Here is a 14,943-nt window from a genome sequence, read left to right on the forward strand (position 1 = left end):
TGCAACGCGGCTTTCGCTCACCGTTGCGAGGTGGCGTATATTACGCCTTCCTCTTTCAGAGTCAAGCGTTTATTTTGCTTTTCTCTGCTGACCCGGCGGTGTATGTGCCGTTGTTCCGTGTCAGTGGAGGCGCATTATAGGGAGTAATTCCGAACCTGCAAGGATAAAGTGAAAATTATTTACTGACTGCTCACTTTCCAGGCAAAACGATTCCCAGACCTCAATTCTCGCCTGGTTTTTAAACAAAAACGAGCCGCAAGCGGCTCGTTTTTGCGTTTTGTGACTTACTGCACTGCCACAATGCGATCGTCGTTGGCTTCCAGACGGATAACTTTGCCCGGAATCAGCTCCCCGGACAGGATCTGCTGCGCCAGCGGGTTTTCGATCTGCTGCTGGATAGCACGTTTCAACGGACGCGCACCATACACCGGATCATAACCGTTCTCGCTCAACAATTTCAGCGCATCGTCAGAGATGTGAATTTCATATCCACGCTCTTCCAGACGTTTGTACAGACGCTGCAGCTGGATCTGCGCAATCGACGCAATGTGTTTCTCACCCAGAGGATGGAACACCACCACTTCATCAATACGGTTGATGAACTCTGGACGGAAGCTATGGCTGACAACCCCCATCACCAGATCCTTCATATGGCCGTAGTCCAGCTCACCGAAACGTTCCTGAATCAAATCAGAACCCAGGTTCGATGTCATAATGACGACCGTATTACGGAAGTCGACCGTTCTCCCCTGCCCGTCAGTCAGACGGCCATCATCCAGCACCTGAAGCAGAATGTTGAACACATCCGGGTGCGCTTTTTCCACCTCATCCAGCAGAATGACGGAATAAGGACGGCGACGCACCGCTTCTGTCAGATAGCCACCTTCTTCATAACCGACATATCCTGGAGGTGCCCCGACCAGACGCGAGACGGAGTGTTTTTCCATAAACTCGGACATGTCGATGCGCACCATCGCATCGTCGCTATCGAACATAAAGTTAGCCAGTGCTTTGCACAGCTCGGTCTTACCGACACCGGTCGGCCCCAGGAACAGGAACGAACCAATCGGGCGATTAGGATCGGACAGCCCCGCACGGCTACGGCGGATGGCATTGGAGACGGCCTCAACCGCCTCGTCCTGACCGATCACGCGCTGATGCAGATCCTGCTCCATACGCAGCAGTTTATCGCGTTCGCTTTCCATCATGCGCGCCACCGGAATACCGGTCCAGCGAGCCAGCACTTCCGCAATTTCTGCATCCGTCACTTTATTACGTAACAGACGCATGGTTTTGCCTTCTGACTGCGTGGCGATCTCAAGCTGTTTTTCCAGCTCAGGGATTTTGCCGTACTGCAACTCGGACATTCGCGCCAGATCGCCCACACGGCGAGCCTGTTCGATGGCGATTTTCGCCTGCTCAAGTTCCGCTTTAATGGTCTGCGTGCCAGACAGTGAAGCTTTCTCGGCTTTCCACTCTTCTTCCAGCTCAGAATACTGACGCTCTTTGTCGTCCAGTTCTTCGTTGAGCATATCGAGGCGTTTCTTACTGGCTTCATCAGACTCTTTCTTCAGCGCCTGCTGTTCCAGCTTGAGCTGAATGATACGACGGTCGAGCCTGTCCAGCTCTTCCGGTTTCGAGTCAATCTGCATACGAATGCTCGACGCCGCTTCATCAATCAGGTCGATCGCTTTATCCGGCAACTGACGGTCAGCAATATAACGGTGCGAAAGCGTCGCCGCCGCCACAATCGCCGGGTCGGTGATTTGCACATGGTGATGCAGCTCATAACGTTCTTTCAGACCACGCAAAATCGCGATGGTATCTTCAACGCTTGGCTCAGCAACAAACACTTTCTGGAAACGACGTTCCAGAGCAGCATCTTTCTCAATGTACTGGCGGTACTCATCCAGCGTCGTGGCGCCAACGCAATGCAGTTCACCACGTGCCAGGGCTGGTTTCAGCATGTTCCCGGCATCCATCGCGCCGTCGGCCTTACCGGCCCCCACCATGGTGTGCAGTTCGTCAATAAACAGAATGACGTTGCCTTCCTGTTTAGCCAGGTCGTTAAGCACACCTTTCAGACGCTCTTCAAACTCACCGCGGTATTTCGCCCCGGCCACCAGCGCCCCCATATCCAGTGCCAGCACGCGGCGACCTTTCAGCCCTTCCGGCACTTCACCGTTTACGATACGCTGCGCCAGCCCTTCAACAATGGCGGTTTTACCCACACCGGGCTCACCAATCAGAACCGGGTTGTTCTTGGTACGACGCTGCAATACCTGAATCGTACGGCGGATCTCTTCGTCACGGCCGATGACCGGGTCAAGTTTGCCCTGCTCAGCACGTTCGGTCAGATCGACCGTAAATTTCTTCAAAGCCTGACGTTGGTCTTCGGCTCCCTGATCGTTCACGCTTTCACCTCCGCGCATTTTCTCAATCGCCTGAGTCACATTGGCGGTGGTTGCACCGGCAGATTTCAGCAGGTCGGTTAAGGTACCGCGTGATTCAAGCGCCGCCAGAACAAACAGCTCTGACGAAATAAAGTTGTCCCCACGTTTTTGCGCCAGCTTGTCGCAAAGGTTCAGCACGCGCACCAGATCCTGAGACGGCTGAACATCACCGCCGGTACCTTCTACCTGCGGTAAACGGCTCAGTGCCTGATCGATAGCGGTGCGTAACTGGCCAGCATTAATGCCAGCAGACGTTAATAAAGGACGTACCGATCCCCCTTCCTGATTCAGCAAGGCGCTCATTAAATGAAGAGGTTCGATGAATTGGTTGTCGTGCCCCAGCGCGAGCGACTGGGCATCGGCAAGAGCAAGCTGGAATTTATTAGTAAGACGATCCAGACGCATAACTCCTCCCATAAACAGGTCAAATTTGCTACTGGAGATTAAATGAGGTCATCCCTCAATTATTCAAGGTTAATGACCTGAATTATGTGAAAAGAAAACGGCACGTTCCGGATCGTCTTGATTCTTTAGGTTATATCAGCCAAATAAAACTTGCCATACGACCCGTAGTCTTGTCGCGGCGATAAGAGAAAAAATCACCCTTTTCGGTGAAAGTACAGCGATCTCCGCCGAAGATCTGCGTGACACCGACGCTATTCAGGCGCTGACGGGCAAGCTGGTAAATATCTGCCAGATATTTTTCACCGGAAGGCTGAAAAGCCTCAGCGGCTTGCGGATTTTTTTCCATGAATGCTTCGCGAACTTCCGGCCCCACTTCAAAAGCACGAGGGCCAATCGCCGGACCCAGCCAGGCCATGATATTGGCGGAATCATCGTTAAAGCAGGCGACGGTCTCTTCCAGCACGCCCTCACACAATCCACGCCAGCCTGCATGCGCGGCAGCCACTTCAGTACCTGCCCGGTTACAGAACAAAACCGGCAGACAATCGGCGGTCATAACGGCACAAACCGTGCCCGGAGTATTGCTGTAAGAGGCGTCTGCGCGTTTAGAAGCGTAAGGTTTTCCCGTCAGCTTCAGCACCGCTTTACCATGAACCTGTTCCAGCCAGACCGGTTTCGAAGGCAGATTCCCCGCAGCAAACAGACGCCTGCGGTTCTCTTCTACATGATCCAGGTTATCGCCACAGTGTGCGCCGAGATTCAACGACTCCCACGCGCCCTGGCTGACTCCGCCAGTACGGGTTGAGCTGCAGGCGGCCACGCCTTCAGGTAGTGGCCACTCCGGGACAATCAGTTTGGTCATAACCAGTCCACATGGTCCTTATGTTCTTCGAAATCAGCACGCATGGCGTCAATCAGTTCCACCATATCCTGTGGGAGAGGCGCATGCCACTCCATCTGAATACCGGTGATGGGGTGATAGAGACGCAGCATGGTCGCGTGCAGCGCCTGACGATCGAACTTGCGCAGTACGCTGATGAACTCATCCGATGCGCCTTTTGGCGGACGCGGACGACCACCGTATACCTGATCCCCCACCAGCGGATGGGTAATGTGGGCCATATGAACACGGATCTGGTGCGTACGACCGGTTTCCAGGCGCAGGCGCAGGCGCGTATGAATACGGAAGTGCTCCATAATGCGATAGTGCGTCACCGCTGGTTTCCCCATCGGGTGCACCGACATATGAGTGCGTTTGGTCGGGTGACGGCTAATCGGTTCTTCTACCGTGCCGCCAGCGGTCATGTGGCCAATGGCTACCGCTTCGTATTCACGGGTAATTTCACGCAGCTGCAGTGATTCCACCAGACGGGTCTGAGCAGGAACGGTCTTTGCCACGACCATCAGACCGGTGGTGTCTTTATCCAGACGGTGAACGATACCCGCGCGCGGGACGTCAGCAATCGGCGGATAGTAATGGAGAAGTGCATTAAGTACCGTACCGTCAGGGTTCCCCGCCCCCGGATGAACAACCAGGTCGCGCGGCTTGTTGATTACCAGAATGTCATCATCTTCATAGACGATGTCCAGTGGGATATCCTGCGGCTCGAAGCGGATTTCCTCTTCGATTTCAGCATTGATGGCAACAGCTTCCCCACCAAACACTTTCTCTTTTGGTTTGTCCCAGATCTTGCCGTTTACCAGCACGCGCTGGTCAAGGATCCATTCTTTTATGCGTGAACGCGAATAATCAGGGAACAATTCGGCCAAAGCCTGATCTAAGCGTTGACCGAGCTGATTTTCGGAGACTGTTGCGGTGAGTTCTACTCGTTGTGCCATAAACTGCTTCTTTGTTTAACGTTGGGTTTTACGGCTTTGCCGTTTAATATAGTGTGCTATTGTAGCTGGTCTTAATCGGGAGCAGGAACAGAGTTTCTCCCGGACAAACATTTGAGGAAAGTCAAAACGTCATGACGCGCATGAAATATCTGGTGGCAGCGGCCACGTTGAGCCTGGCTTTGGTGGGCTGCTCCGGTTCGAATGAACAGGTCCCTGACAATCCGCCGAATGAAATCTATGCGACTGCACAACAAAAGTTGCAGGACGGTAACTGGAAACAGGCGATAACGCAACTGGAAGCGTTGGATAATCGCTATCCATTTGGTCCGTATTCGCAGCAGGTACAGTTAGATCTTATCTACGCCTACTACAAAAATGCCGACCTGCCGCTGGCTCAGGCAACTATCGATCGTTTCATGCGTCTGAATCCGACTCATCCTAACATCGATTACGTCATGTACATGCGCGGTCTGACCAACATGGCGCTGGATGACAGTGCTCTGCAGGGCTTCTTCGGCGTGGATCGTTCCGATCGTGATCCCCAGCATGCGCGTGATGCCTTCAATGACTTCTCCAAACTGGTGCGCGGCTATCCAAACAGTCAGTACGTGACCGACGCGACCAAACGTCTGGTGTTCCTGAAAGATCGCCTGGCGAAGTATGAATACTCCGTTGCGGAATACTATCCCCGCCGTGGCGCATGGGTTGCCGTGGTTAACCGCGTAGAAGGTATGCTGCGTGATTACCCGGATACTCAGGCAACGCGTGACGGCCTGAAGCTGATGGAAAATGCTTACCGTCAGATGCAGATGACCACTCAGGCTGAAAAAGTGGCGAAAATTATCGCCGCTAATAGCAGCAACACCTGATAGTGCTTCAATGCAAAACGGCAGCCCGAAGGCTGCCGTTTTTGTATCCATTTCTGATATTCGCTGAAGCGCTTTATCTCAACTCATCCCGTCAACTATGACCGCAATTTTTGCCTTCCACAAGGTAAATCTCACCTCTTCCTGCCCTGCCTCACAAAAAAGATTCCCTGACAAAAACCGACAAAATAACGTGATCTAAATCACACATTTTGACATTAGGTCGGGTATGCTGGAATCACCAAGACGGAAAGACAAGAGGTAAAATTTATGACAATGAACATTACCAGTAAACAAATGGAAATTACTCCGGCAATTCGCCAGCACGTCGCAGACCGTCTCGCCAAACTGGATAAATGGCAAACTCACCTGATTAACCCGCATATCATTCTGTCTAAGGAGCCACAGGGTTTCATCGCTGACGCAACTATCAATACTCCAAACGGCCATCTGGTCGCCAGCGCAAAACATGAAGATATGTACACGGCTATTAACGATTTGATCAACAAGCTGGAACGGCAGCTCAATAAAGTGCAACACAAAGGTGAAGCCCGTCGCGCCGCATCCTCGGTGAAAGACGCCAGCTTCGCGGAAGAAGTTGAAGAAGAGTAATCCTTTAAATTGAGTGTACCGCCAACGCGCCTTCGGGCGCGTTTTTTATTGACAGGGTGAAAACAGTACAGGTACTTTAACGGTATTAATCACAGGATGATGTTATGAAACTTACGCCGTTCTTCTTCGCATTCTTTTTTACCTTCCCCTGACCGGGAGGCGTTTCGTCGTGTGATAAAGAATGCGAAGACGAACAACAAGGCCTCCCACACCGGGGGGCCTTTTTTATTGATAACGATAAAATGAGACAGGCGACACTATGACACCGGAAAACCCGTTACTGGATCTGCGCGTAAAAATCAGCGCGCTGGATGAGAAATTACTGGCACTGCTGGCCGAACGTCGCATGCTCGCCGTTGAAGTAGGGAAAGCCAAACTGGACTCCCATCGTCCGGTACGTGATATTGACCGCGAACGCGATCTGCTGGAACGTCTGATCCAGCTCGGCAAAGTGCACCACCTCGATGCCCATTACATCACCCGGTTGTTCCAGCTCATCATTGAAGACTCCGTTCTCACTCAGCAAGCGCTGCTCCAGCAGCATCTGAACAAAACTAACCCGCATTCTGCGCGTATCGCCTTCCTCGGCCCGAAAGGCTCTTACTCTCACCTGGCCGCACGTCAGTATGCCGCTCGCCATTTCGAAGAATTTATTGAGAGCGGCTGCGCAAAATTTGCCGATATCTTTAACCAGGTCGAGACCGGCCAGGCGGATTACGCCGTCGTGCCCATTGAAAACACCAGTTCGGGTGCCATCAACGACGTTTACGATTTGCTGCAGCACACCAGCCTGTCGCTGGTTGGCGAGCTGACGATCCCTATCGATCACTGCGTGCTGGTCTCCGGCTCAACCGATCTGAGCAAGATAGAAACCGTCTACAGTCATCCCCAGCCGTTCCAGCAGTGCAGCCAGTTCCTGAACCGCTATCCGAACTGGAAAATCGAGTACACCGAAAGCACCTCCGCGGCAATGGAAAAAGTGGCGCAGGCTAACTCGCCAGCCGTCGCTGCACTCGGTAGCGAGGCGGGTGGCGCGTTGTATGGCTTACAGGTGCTGGAGCGCAACCTGGCAAACCAGACGCAAAATATTACCCGTTTCGTGGTGCTGGCGCGCAAGTCCATCAATGTGTCAGACCAGGTGCCAGCGAAAACCACGCTGCTGATGGCGACCGGACAACAGGCGGGTGCACTGGTTGAAGCCCTGCTGGTGCTGCGCAACCACAACCTGATCATGACCAAACTGGAATCGCGTCCAATTCACGGTAACCCGTGGGAAGAGATGTTTTATCTCGATATCCAGGCCAACCTGGAGTCTGCCTCCATGCAGAAAGCCCTGCGTGAACTGGGTGAGATTACCCGTTCCATGAAAGTGCTGGGCTGCTATCCGAGCGAAAACGTCGTGCCTGTCGATCCAAGCTAAAGTTCGATAAAGCGACTTTTCTTCATCCCTGCCACATTTACGGGCAGGGTGAAGATGGCGCCGGAGAGCGGATACTCAGCCACCTCTTCTGCATCCATATTTTCCCGCGTGGTCGTAATGAACAGCGTTTTCATATCATCGCCGCCAAAGCAGACCATCGTCGGGCAACGTACAGGCAAGCGATACTCTTCCAGCTGCTCCCCTTGCGGTGAAAAACGCGCGATACGCCAGCCGTCAAACAGTGCGCTCCAGTAGCAGCCTTCCACATCGACTGCCGCGCCGTCCGGTATCCCTTCGCCCTCTTTAAATTGACGAAAGATCTCACGTCTGCCGGGTTCACCCTGCTGATCAACCGGAGTGCGATAGATCACCCCATTGGGCGTATCGGAGGTATACATCCACCGCTTATCCGGACTAAACGCTAAGCCGTTATGCCCGTGAATATCACACTGGATTACTTTCGGTGTCAGATCGTTGTCGATACGCATCAGCAACGCGCCGTTGTAATCCCCCGGCCCCCAGAACGTCCCCGCATAGAAACGCCCCATACTGTCGGTTCCCCCGTCATTAAAACGCGCCAGCTGTGGGTTAGAGGGGTTATCGCACACCTTACGCTGCAGGAGGCCATGCTTATCGGCAAGCCAGATGCCATTGCGCATGGCCACGATAAACCCGCCGCGTTCACGCAACGCAAAACAGCCCACTTCCTCATGGAAAGAGAGCACGGTGTGTTCTGCCGTTGGCAGATGATATCGGTGGATTTCGCCTTCCAGGATATCGGCCCAGTAGAGCGCATGCTCTTCAGCGCTCCATGTCGGACACTCAGACAGGTGCCCGGTGTAATTCAACAGCAGCTGCGGTTCAGCCATGACAGTTCCCCAAAATGAAAAAAGCCAGCAATGCTGGCTTTCAGTATATACATCATCGGATTACTGGCGACTGTCATTTGCCTGGCGCAACAGCGTGCGGCTCTCGCTCTGGAAACGCGTGGCGTAATCACCGAACCAATGCTCCACTTTACGGAAACTGTCGATAAACGCCTGCTTGTCGCCATGCTCCAGCAGCGTAATGGCTTCGCCAAAGCGCTGATAGTAACGTTTGATCAGTGCCAGATTATTTTCGGACGACATAATAATGTCGGCGTAAAGCTGGGGATCCTGCGCAAACAGACGTCCAACCATCGCCAGTTCCAGACGATAGATCGGTGATGAGAGCGCCAGCAGCTGTTCAAGCTGCACGTTCTCTTCCGCCAGATGCAGACCGTAGGCAAAGGTCGCAAAGTGGCGCAGTGCCTGAATAAACGCCATGTTCTGATCGTGCTCAACCGCGCTGATGCGGTGCAGTCGTGCGCCCCATACCTGAATCTGTTCGAGGAACCACTGATAGGCTTCCGGTTGACGCCCGTCGCAGTAAACCACCACTTGCTTCGCCAGGCTGCCGCTGTCCGGGCCAAACATCGGGTGCAGACCCAGTACCGGGCCCGTATGCGCGGCCAGCATTGCCTGCAGCGGACCATTTTTGACAGAAGCAAGGTCCACCAGGATGCAATCCTGCGGTAAAGGCGGAAGTTTTCCGATGATCTGCTCCGTCACGTGGATCGGCACGCTGACGATAACCATTCCCGCGTCTTTCATCAGTTCTGGCGCCTGGGCCCAGTCCTCTTTCTCCAGAATGCGCACCTGGTAGCCAGAAAGCGTCAGCATTTTTTCAAACAGACGCCCCATCTGCCCGCCGCCGCCGACAATCACCACCGGACGCAGGGACGGACAGAGGGTTTTGAAGCCTTTGTCGTTTTCGCTGGAATAGGATTCGCGCATTACGCGACGCAGCACATCTTCAATCAAATCCGGCGAAACACCCAGCGACTGGGCCTCTTTACGACGGGAAGCCAGCATTGAGGCTTCCCGCTCCGGAACGTAAATCGGCAGGCCGTATTTACTTTTTACTTCACCGACTTCAGCAACCAGTGCCATACGGCGCGCCAGCAGATCCAGCAGCGCCTTGTCCACTTCATCAATTTGATCGCGTAATGCGGTCAATTCAGCAACCATAGCTAACCTCTTAAGCCAGACGCGTCGCCAGCTGGCCATTTAAATCTTTATGGATCTCACGCAGCAGCGCATCGGTGGTTTCCCAGCTGATGCAGGCATCCGTCACGGAGACGCCGTGCTTCATCGCACTGCGCGGTTGTTCAGATGACTGATTACCTTCATGAATGTTGCTCTCAATCATCAGACCGATAATCGAACGGTTGCCGTCTTTGATCTGTGCGACCACGGATTCGGCAACCGCGGGCTGGCGACGATAATCTTTATTCGAATTACCATGACTGCAATCTACCATCAGTGCCGGGCGCAGTCCCGCCTGCTCCATCTCTTTTTCACACTGCGCCACATCTGCCGGGCTGTAGTTTGGCGCTTTACCGCCGCGCAGGATCACATGACCGTCCGGGTTACCCTGAGTTTGCAGGAGGCACACCTGGCCCGCCTGGTTGATACCCACAAAACGGTGCGGCATTGCGGCGGCGCGCATAGCGTTGATCGCCGTCGCCAGACTGCCATCGGTACCGTTTTTAAAACCAACCGGCATCGACAGACCAGACGCCATCTCGCGGTGGGTTTGCGATTCCGTCGTCCGCGCACCAATCGCAGACCAGCTGAACAGATCGCCCAGGTATTGCGGGCTATTCGGATCAAGCGCTTCGGTTGCCAGCGGCAGCCCCATGCTAACCAGCTCCACCAGCAGGCGACGCGCAATCTTCAGCCCTGCTTCCACATCAAACGAGCCATCCATGTGCGGATCGTTAATCAACCCTTTCCAGCCAACGGTCGTGCGTGGCTTCTCAAAATAGACGCGCATCACCAGATAGAGGCTATCGCTGACCTCCTCCGCTAATGCTTTAAATCGATGAGCGTACTCAATGGCGGTTTCAGGATCGTGAATAGAGCAAGGACCACAGACCACCAGCAGGCGCGGATCGCGACCAGCGATAATGTCAGAAATGGTCTGGCGAGAGTGCTCAATTTGAGCCTCCTGCGCTGCACTCAGCGGGAATGCTGCTTTCAGTTGATCCGGGGTAATTAAAACCTGTTCGTCAGTGATATGTACGTTGTTCAGCGCGTCTTTTTGCATGATGGCGATCCTGTAATGCTCGTTTGCGATAGTTGTTATCCTCGATGAGGTGAAGCAACGATACCACAACAAGTAAAGATTTCAATCCAAAATCCGTAAATATTACTTTACATAAGCTAATTATTAGCAAAAAACAGCCGTTAAATACGTAAACTTTAAATTACACTCCGCTTTTCTTCCGCCAGGCTATGCTGAAGAAAAAAAGGAGAATCGCTATGCGCTCAATTGCTCTGGTGCTGTTGTTGCTGTTTTTATCGGGCTGCCAGATTAATCCTTACACTTTTCAGCCCCACTGGACGAGTCCGGACTGGTTCAGTGCCGGAAAAGAAGACGCCATGAATGGCCTGCCGGTTAAAGATAACCAGACCCTGGCCGATAGTTTTAATGACTCTCATGTTGATCGTAGCGAATATCTCCGCGGCTACGCTGATGGTCAGAAGAAAGTGTGCGAAGAAGGTTTTATTCATGCCTGGGGATTAGCGGGCAAATCTTATCCAGCCAGTTGTGATAGCGTTGAAAATGCTGTGAAACTCCGTGCGTCATGGCAAAAAGGAATGGACGAAAGTATGCGTTCCAGCAGACTTAATTAAGTCTGTGTTTATCCCCTGGAAAATAAACCACTGTAGGATTTAGCTTAGGTCAGCCGAAGGCTATTTCTGACATAATGACGGCTCAGACAAACAATGGTATTCTGCCCGCATCTCTTAAGGACATCTATTTCCGGAGCGGTACGGCGGATTCTGGTGAGAAATTCATACTTGATCTCTTTGTTCCGACTCACTCTGGTGTTAATGCTGTTTCTTATGGTGGGCCCGGCGACGGCAGGCGCGCTCACGGAGACGGATAAATCGGTACGTTCGATTGTCTCGGGGATTGTGAGCTATACGCGATGGCCGTCACTTTCCGGACAGCCCAGGCTTTGCATTTATGCCACCTCTCACTACACGCACGCACTCAGCGGCAATGAAGGGCATACCGAGTTACCCTACACTCCCGTTATTGTCCGTAACGATCGGGAAGCCCTGGACGCGACGTGCGATGCTGTTTATTTCGGGTCTGAACCGCCGGCAAAACAACTTGAATTAATAAGTCAATATCAGGGCAGAGCATTGCTATTAATCTCAGAGCAAAATCCGGAATGTGTTATTGGCAGTGCTTTTTGCCTGATAATCGAACGTGGCCAGGTGCGGTTTTCCGTCAATCTGGATGCATTGTCGCGCAGTGGTGTCAGGGTCAATCCCGATGTATTAATGCTTGCACGGAATAAGCAGCATGGATAAAGATTTCACCTCGACGCCACGTCCAACGTTTAAAAGAACGCTTAGGCGAAACAGCATGATAAGCGTCATCATCACGATGACGCTTATATGGCTGTTACTCTGTTTTGCTTCCGTCGTGACGTTAAAACAATACGCGCAAAAGAATCTCGAATTAACCGGCGCCACCATGAGCCACAGTCTTGAAGCCTCTCTGGTTTTCAACGATTCGTTGGCCGCCAACGAAACCCTCGCAGCCCTGGGTAAGCAGGGGCAGTTTGCCGTAGCAGAAGTCATTAACGTACACAAAAAGCGTTTTGCATACTGGTCCTGGAATCCGAAGGATAATAACGACACGCTGGGGGCGCTGGTCAGCCGCTGGCTTTTCCCTGTACCGATTGCACAGCCAATCATGCATAACGGTTCGATGATCGGCGAAATTCGCCTTACCGCGCGTGACAGCCTGATTAGCCACTTCATCTGGATGTCGTTTGCCGTTCTTACCGGCTGTATTCTTTTTGCCACCGTCGTCGCGATCGCCATTACCCACTCTCTGCATCACGGCATGGTCACGGCCCTGCAAAACATCACCGATGTGGTGCATGACGTCCGCACAAACCGTAATTTCTCCCGACGGGTGAAAGATGGGCGTATCGAAGAGTTCCACCAGTTTGGTGAAGACTTCAACAGCCTCCTGGATGAGATGGAGGAGTGGCAGCTTAAGCTTCAGGCGAAAAATGCCCAACTATTGCGTACCGCCATGCACGATCCGCTCACCGGCCTTGCTAACCGCGCAGCGTTTCGTAACAGCATTGCGGCACTGATGAACGACCCTTCGGCGAGAATAAATTCGGCCCTGCTCTTCCTTGATGGTGATAATTTTAAGTTTATCAATGACACCTGGGGACACGCGGCAGGAGACTGCGTGCTGATTGAAGTCGCCAGCAGGATGGTGGAATTTGGCGATAAGCGCCATCAGTCCTATCGCCTTGGCGGTGACGAATTTGCCATGGTGCTGTACGGCGTTCATTCTGAGCTTGAAGTTCAACACATTTGTGCTGCGTTATCGCAGCAGTTTATCCGTCCGTTTGATCTGCATAACGGACAAAAAGCATCAATGTCACTCAGCATTGGCTTTGCTCTGGCGTGGGAAAATGCGTCCGTTGAAGCATTACTGGAAAAAGCCGACCGCAATATGTACCAGGTCAAAAACCAGCGTACAAAAACAATAAGTTAGAAAGGATATACTATGTTAAAACGATACTTCGCGCCGTTAGTCCTGGCCTCACTGGTTCTGGCAGGCTGTCAGTCGCCGCCTGAAGGTAAATTCACGCCAGAACAAATTGCAGCGATGAAGTCCTACGGTTTTAACGAACTGAACGGCGACTGGTCCCTGGGATTATCGGATACCATTCTGTTTGATAAAAATGACGCCAGACTCCGTTCCGAAAGTGAAACACAGATCCAATCCATGGCCGCTCGTCTGGCGAAAACCGGCCTGAATCACGCTCGAATGGATGGTCATACGGATAATTACGGCGAAGAAAGTTACAACGAAGCGCTGTCGTTAAAACGTGCCAATGCCGTTGCCGACGCATGGGCGAAGGGAGCGAATATCCCGCGCGAGAATCTCACCACCCGGGGATTAGGCAAAAAATACCCGATTGCGAGCAACAGTACCGCGCAAGGGCGCGCTGAAAACCGCCGGGTATCAGTGGTTATCAGCACGCCATAGGGTTATTTAGCGGATGATTCGGCGAGCGACACGCCTGTTGCCGCTCGCCAGCGTAGCCAGTCGATCAGGATAAACAGCGCCAGACTCATCCCCATAACAGGCAAAGCCAGCCCCAGTAGCACGCTGATGATGAGCGTAACACCTCTTCCCCATCCTGACAGCGCCAGCCAGCACTGACAAAGCGTTTGTACCGGATTGACTGCCGATTGTGCCGGGCGACGCATCCACCACATCCGGTACCCCCAGATGATAAGCACGCACAGGGCAAGCCCGAAGGCAACGAGCAGCAGCTGATTCACCAGCCCGAATAAAATCCCCATATGGAAATCTACGCCCCAGCGGGTCAGTTTTGCCATTAGCGGGAAATCCTCAAAACGGGTTCTGTCCAGAACCTGCATCGTACCGGGATCAACCGCAACCGCATCCACCTGAGTTGGCCAGCTGCGATCGATTTCCGTCACGGTCCAGGCACGGTCCGCCGTTTTCGCCGGGCGGATCTCAAGCTTGCTGGCATCAATCCCCGCTTTACGCGCCGCGCTTAATACGCCATCAAATTGCGTCAGATCCATCGCCATTTCAGGCATCATCATGCCGGCATGGTGACCGCGATGCTCCGCGTGTTCGTCCATCATGGCAGGCGCACCTGAAAGCGTGGTGTTCACCTGAGGCGTAAGCCAGTTCATTTGTGCCCGGAGTTTATCGACGTTTCCGCCCGCCCACTGCGACCACGTCAGGCCGGTTGCGGAGAACAACAGCATTCCGCCCAGCAGGATCCAGCCTAATACCACATGCACACGACGACGGTTCTGGAAGCGGTTGTTAATTCGCCGTTTCGGTCGGGTATAAAACCACAGGGCAATACCGCCCAATGCGGTAACCCACATCCACGACGCGGCCAGTTCGCTATAGAGACGCCCGATATCACCCAGCATCAAAGAGGTATGCAAATAATCAATGGTCTGGCGCAGCGGTAAAATCCCGCTGGTGCCGTACACCGTCATATCCCCCAGCACCGCCAGATTTACCGGATCGACAAAGATAGCCCGGTTTTCCGATGGCCCCAGCGTCGGGTCAGCAAACATCACGCGGGTGGTTTCGCCTTCAACCAGCCCCGGACGAACGGCGTGCAAACGCAAATCTGAACCCACGATTTTTTCCGCCACGGCAATTTGGTTCGCCAGCGGCTGCGGCTCGCCCGCGGAATCGGTGTGGAGCGCGTGCCGAT

General features: G+C 53.2%; 15 protein-coding genes and 1 other annotated feature. Of the genes, 8 read left to right on the forward strand and 7 right to left on the reverse strand.

Features of this window, described 5'->3' with window-relative positions; translation table 11 throughout:
- Nucleotides 1–284: 284 nt before the first annotated feature.
- The 3 genes from clpB to rluD form a co-directional block, all read right to left on the reverse strand.
- The gene (clpB, locus tag L977_RS21790) at nucleotides 285–2,858 is read right to left on the reverse strand and encodes an ATP-dependent chaperone ClpB (RefSeq protein WP_014884862.1); all 2,574 of its coding nucleotides are present in this window, start codon (nucleotides 2,856–2,858) and stop codon (nucleotides 285–287) included.
- Between the two features lie 130 nt (nucleotides 2,859–2,988).
- A complete protein-coding gene (gene yfiH / locus L977_RS21795; protein WP_047626916.1) occupies nucleotides 2,989–3,720 on the reverse strand; it encodes a purine nucleoside phosphorylase YfiH in 732 nt (243 codons plus the stop codon).
- The gene (gene rluD, locus L977_RS21800; protein WP_014884864.1) at nucleotides 3,717–4,697 is read right to left on the reverse strand and encodes a 23S rRNA pseudouridine(1911/1915/1917) synthase RluD; all 981 of its coding nucleotides are present in this window, start codon (nucleotides 4,695–4,697) and stop codon (nucleotides 3,717–3,719) included. The genes yfiH and rluD overlap by 4 nt, the downstream gene beginning before the upstream one ends.
- Before the next feature lie 131 nt (nucleotides 4,698–4,828).
- Here rluD and bamD point away from each other — a divergent pair, with 131 nt between their 5' ends.
- From bamD to pheA, 4 genes are all read left to right on the forward strand, one after another.
- On the forward strand, nucleotides 4,829–5,566 hold the full coding sequence (gene bamD, locus L977_RS21805; RefSeq protein WP_047626917.1) for an outer membrane protein assembly factor BamD: 738 nt from the start codon (nucleotides 4,829–4,831) through the stop codon (nucleotides 5,564–5,566).
- Between the two features lie 267 nt (nucleotides 5,567–5,833).
- The gene (gene raiA, locus L977_RS21810) at nucleotides 5,834–6,175 is read left to right on the forward strand and encodes a ribosome-associated translation inhibitor RaiA (protein WP_014884866.1); all 342 of its coding nucleotides are present in this window, start codon (nucleotides 5,834–5,836) and stop codon (nucleotides 6,173–6,175) included.
- A 103-nt stretch (nucleotides 6,176–6,278) separates the two neighbouring features.
- Nucleotides 6,279–6,404 (forward strand) — a sequence feature (Phe leader region).
- Nucleotides 6,280–6,327 (forward strand): pheA operon leader peptide PheL, encoded by a 48-nt coding sequence (pheL, locus tag L977_RS24610; protein ID WP_100249759.1) that lies wholly within the window; start codon nucleotides 6,280–6,282, stop codon nucleotides 6,325–6,327. (Overlaps the previous feature by 48 nt.)
- A gap of 30 nt (nucleotides 6,405–6,434) precedes the next feature.
- Complete coding sequence (pheA, locus tag L977_RS21815; RefSeq protein ID WP_047343624.1) at nucleotides 6,435–7,595, forward strand: bifunctional chorismate mutase/prephenate dehydratase; 1,161 nt, start codon at nucleotides 6,435–6,437, stop codon at nucleotides 7,593–7,595.
- Here the strand turns inward: pheA and L977_RS21820 are convergent.
- From L977_RS21820 to aroF, 3 genes are read right to left on the reverse strand one after another with little or no spacing between them, the layout of a single operon-like run.
- Entirely contained in the window at nucleotides 7,592–8,464 is an 873-nt protein-coding gene (locus L977_RS21820) for an SMP-30/gluconolactonase/LRE family protein (protein WP_047626918.1), read from the reverse strand. The two genes, pheA and L977_RS21820, sit on opposite strands and share 4 nt — an antisense overlap.
- Nucleotides 8,465–8,524: 60 nt before the next feature.
- Nucleotides 8,525–9,646 carry a bifunctional chorismate mutase/prephenate dehydrogenase gene (gene tyrA / locus L977_RS21825; protein ID WP_023337646.1) on the reverse strand — a complete coding sequence of 374 codons (1,122 nt, stop codon included), beginning with the start codon at nucleotides 9,644–9,646 and terminating at the stop codon, nucleotides 8,525–8,527.
- Between the two features lie 10 nt (nucleotides 9,647–9,656).
- A complete protein-coding gene (gene aroF, locus L977_RS21830) occupies nucleotides 9,657–10,727 on the reverse strand; it encodes a 3-deoxy-7-phosphoheptulonate synthase AroF (protein WP_014884870.1) in 1,071 nt (356 codons plus the stop codon).
- A 215-nt stretch (nucleotides 10,728–10,942) separates the two neighbouring features.
- On the opposite strand from aroF, the gene L977_RS21835 reads away from it, so the two are divergent.
- From L977_RS21835 to L977_RS21850, 4 genes are all read left to right on the forward strand, one after another.
- A complete protein-coding gene (locus tag L977_RS21835; protein ID WP_045281752.1) occupies nucleotides 10,943–11,317 on the forward strand; it encodes a DUF2799 domain-containing protein in 375 nt (124 codons plus the stop codon).
- 201 nt (nucleotides 11,318–11,518) lie between these two features.
- Complete coding sequence (locus L977_RS21840) at nucleotides 11,519–12,007, forward strand: YfiR family protein (protein ID WP_072093817.1); 489 nt, start codon at nucleotides 11,519–11,521, stop codon at nucleotides 12,005–12,007.
- Nucleotides 12,000–13,220, forward strand: a complete 1,221-nt coding sequence (gene dgcN, locus L977_RS21845) for a diguanylate cyclase DgcN (RefSeq protein WP_014884873.1) — start codon at nucleotides 12,000–12,002, stop codon at nucleotides 13,218–13,220. The genes L977_RS21840 and dgcN overlap by 8 nt, the downstream gene beginning before the upstream one ends.
- A 12-nt stretch (nucleotides 13,221–13,232) precedes the next feature.
- Nucleotides 13,233–13,718, forward strand: coding sequence for an OmpA family protein (locus L977_RS21850; RefSeq protein WP_014884874.1), 486 nt, complete (start codon nucleotides 13,233–13,235; stop codon nucleotides 13,716–13,718).
- A gap of 2 nt (nucleotides 13,719–13,720) precedes the next feature.
- Here L977_RS21850 and L977_RS21855 read toward each other — a convergent pair.
- Nucleotides 13,721–14,943: PepSY-associated TM helix domain-containing protein (locus tag L977_RS21855; protein WP_047626920.1), on the reverse strand; the 1,223-nt coding region annotated here is incomplete at its 5' end.

The organism is Enterobacter sp. ZOR0014 (assembly GCF_000798855.1).
GTDB classification, from domain to species: Bacteria; Pseudomonadota; Gammaproteobacteria; order Enterobacterales; family Enterobacteriaceae; genus Enterobacter; species Enterobacter kobei.

Excerpts from the sequence above, each read along its gene's own strand:
- clpB (WP_014884862.1), bottom strand. The coding sequence starts at position 2,858 with ATGCGTCTGGATCGTCTTACTAATAAATTCCAGCTTGCTCTTGCCGAT.
- bamD (WP_047626917.1), top strand. The coding sequence starts at position 4,829 with ATGACGCGCATGAAATATCTGGTGGCAGCGGCCACGTTGAGCCTGGCT.
- L977_RS21850 (WP_014884874.1), top strand. The coding sequence starts at position 13,233 with ATGTTAAAACGATACTTCGCGCCGTTAGTCCTGGCCTCACTGGTTCTG.
- L977_RS21835 (WP_045281752.1), top strand. The coding sequence starts at position 10,943 with ATGCGCTCAATTGCTCTGGTGCTGTTGTTGCTGTTTTTATCGGGCTGC.
- tyrA (WP_023337646.1), bottom strand. The coding sequence starts at position 9,646 with ATGGTTGCTGAATTGACCGCATTACGCGATCAAATTGATGAAGTGGAC.
- yfiH (WP_047626916.1), bottom strand. The coding sequence starts at position 3,720 with ATGACCAAACTGATTGTCCCGGAGTGGCCACTACCTGAAGGCGTGGCC.
- L977_RS21840 (WP_072093817.1), top strand. The coding sequence starts at position 11,519 with ATGCTGTTTCTTATGGTGGGCCCGGCGACGGCAGGCGCGCTCACGGAG.
- rluD (WP_014884864.1), bottom strand. The coding sequence starts at position 4,697 with ATGGCACAACGAGTAGAACTCACCGCAACAGTCTCCGAAAATCAGCTC.
- dgcN (WP_014884873.1), top strand. The coding sequence starts at position 12,000 with ATGGATAAAGATTTCACCTCGACGCCACGTCCAACGTTTAAAAGAACG.
- pheA (WP_047343624.1), top strand. The coding sequence starts at position 6,435 with ATGACACCGGAAAACCCGTTACTGGATCTGCGCGTAAAAATCAGCGCG.
- L977_RS21820 (WP_047626918.1), bottom strand. The coding sequence starts at position 8,464 with ATGGCTGAACCGCAGCTGCTGTTGAATTACACCGGGCACCTGTCTGAG.
- aroF (WP_014884870.1), bottom strand. The coding sequence starts at position 10,727 with ATGCAAAAAGACGCGCTGAACAACGTACATATCACTGACGAACAGGTT.
- raiA (WP_014884866.1), top strand. The coding sequence starts at position 5,834 with ATGACAATGAACATTACCAGTAAACAAATGGAAATTACTCCGGCAATT.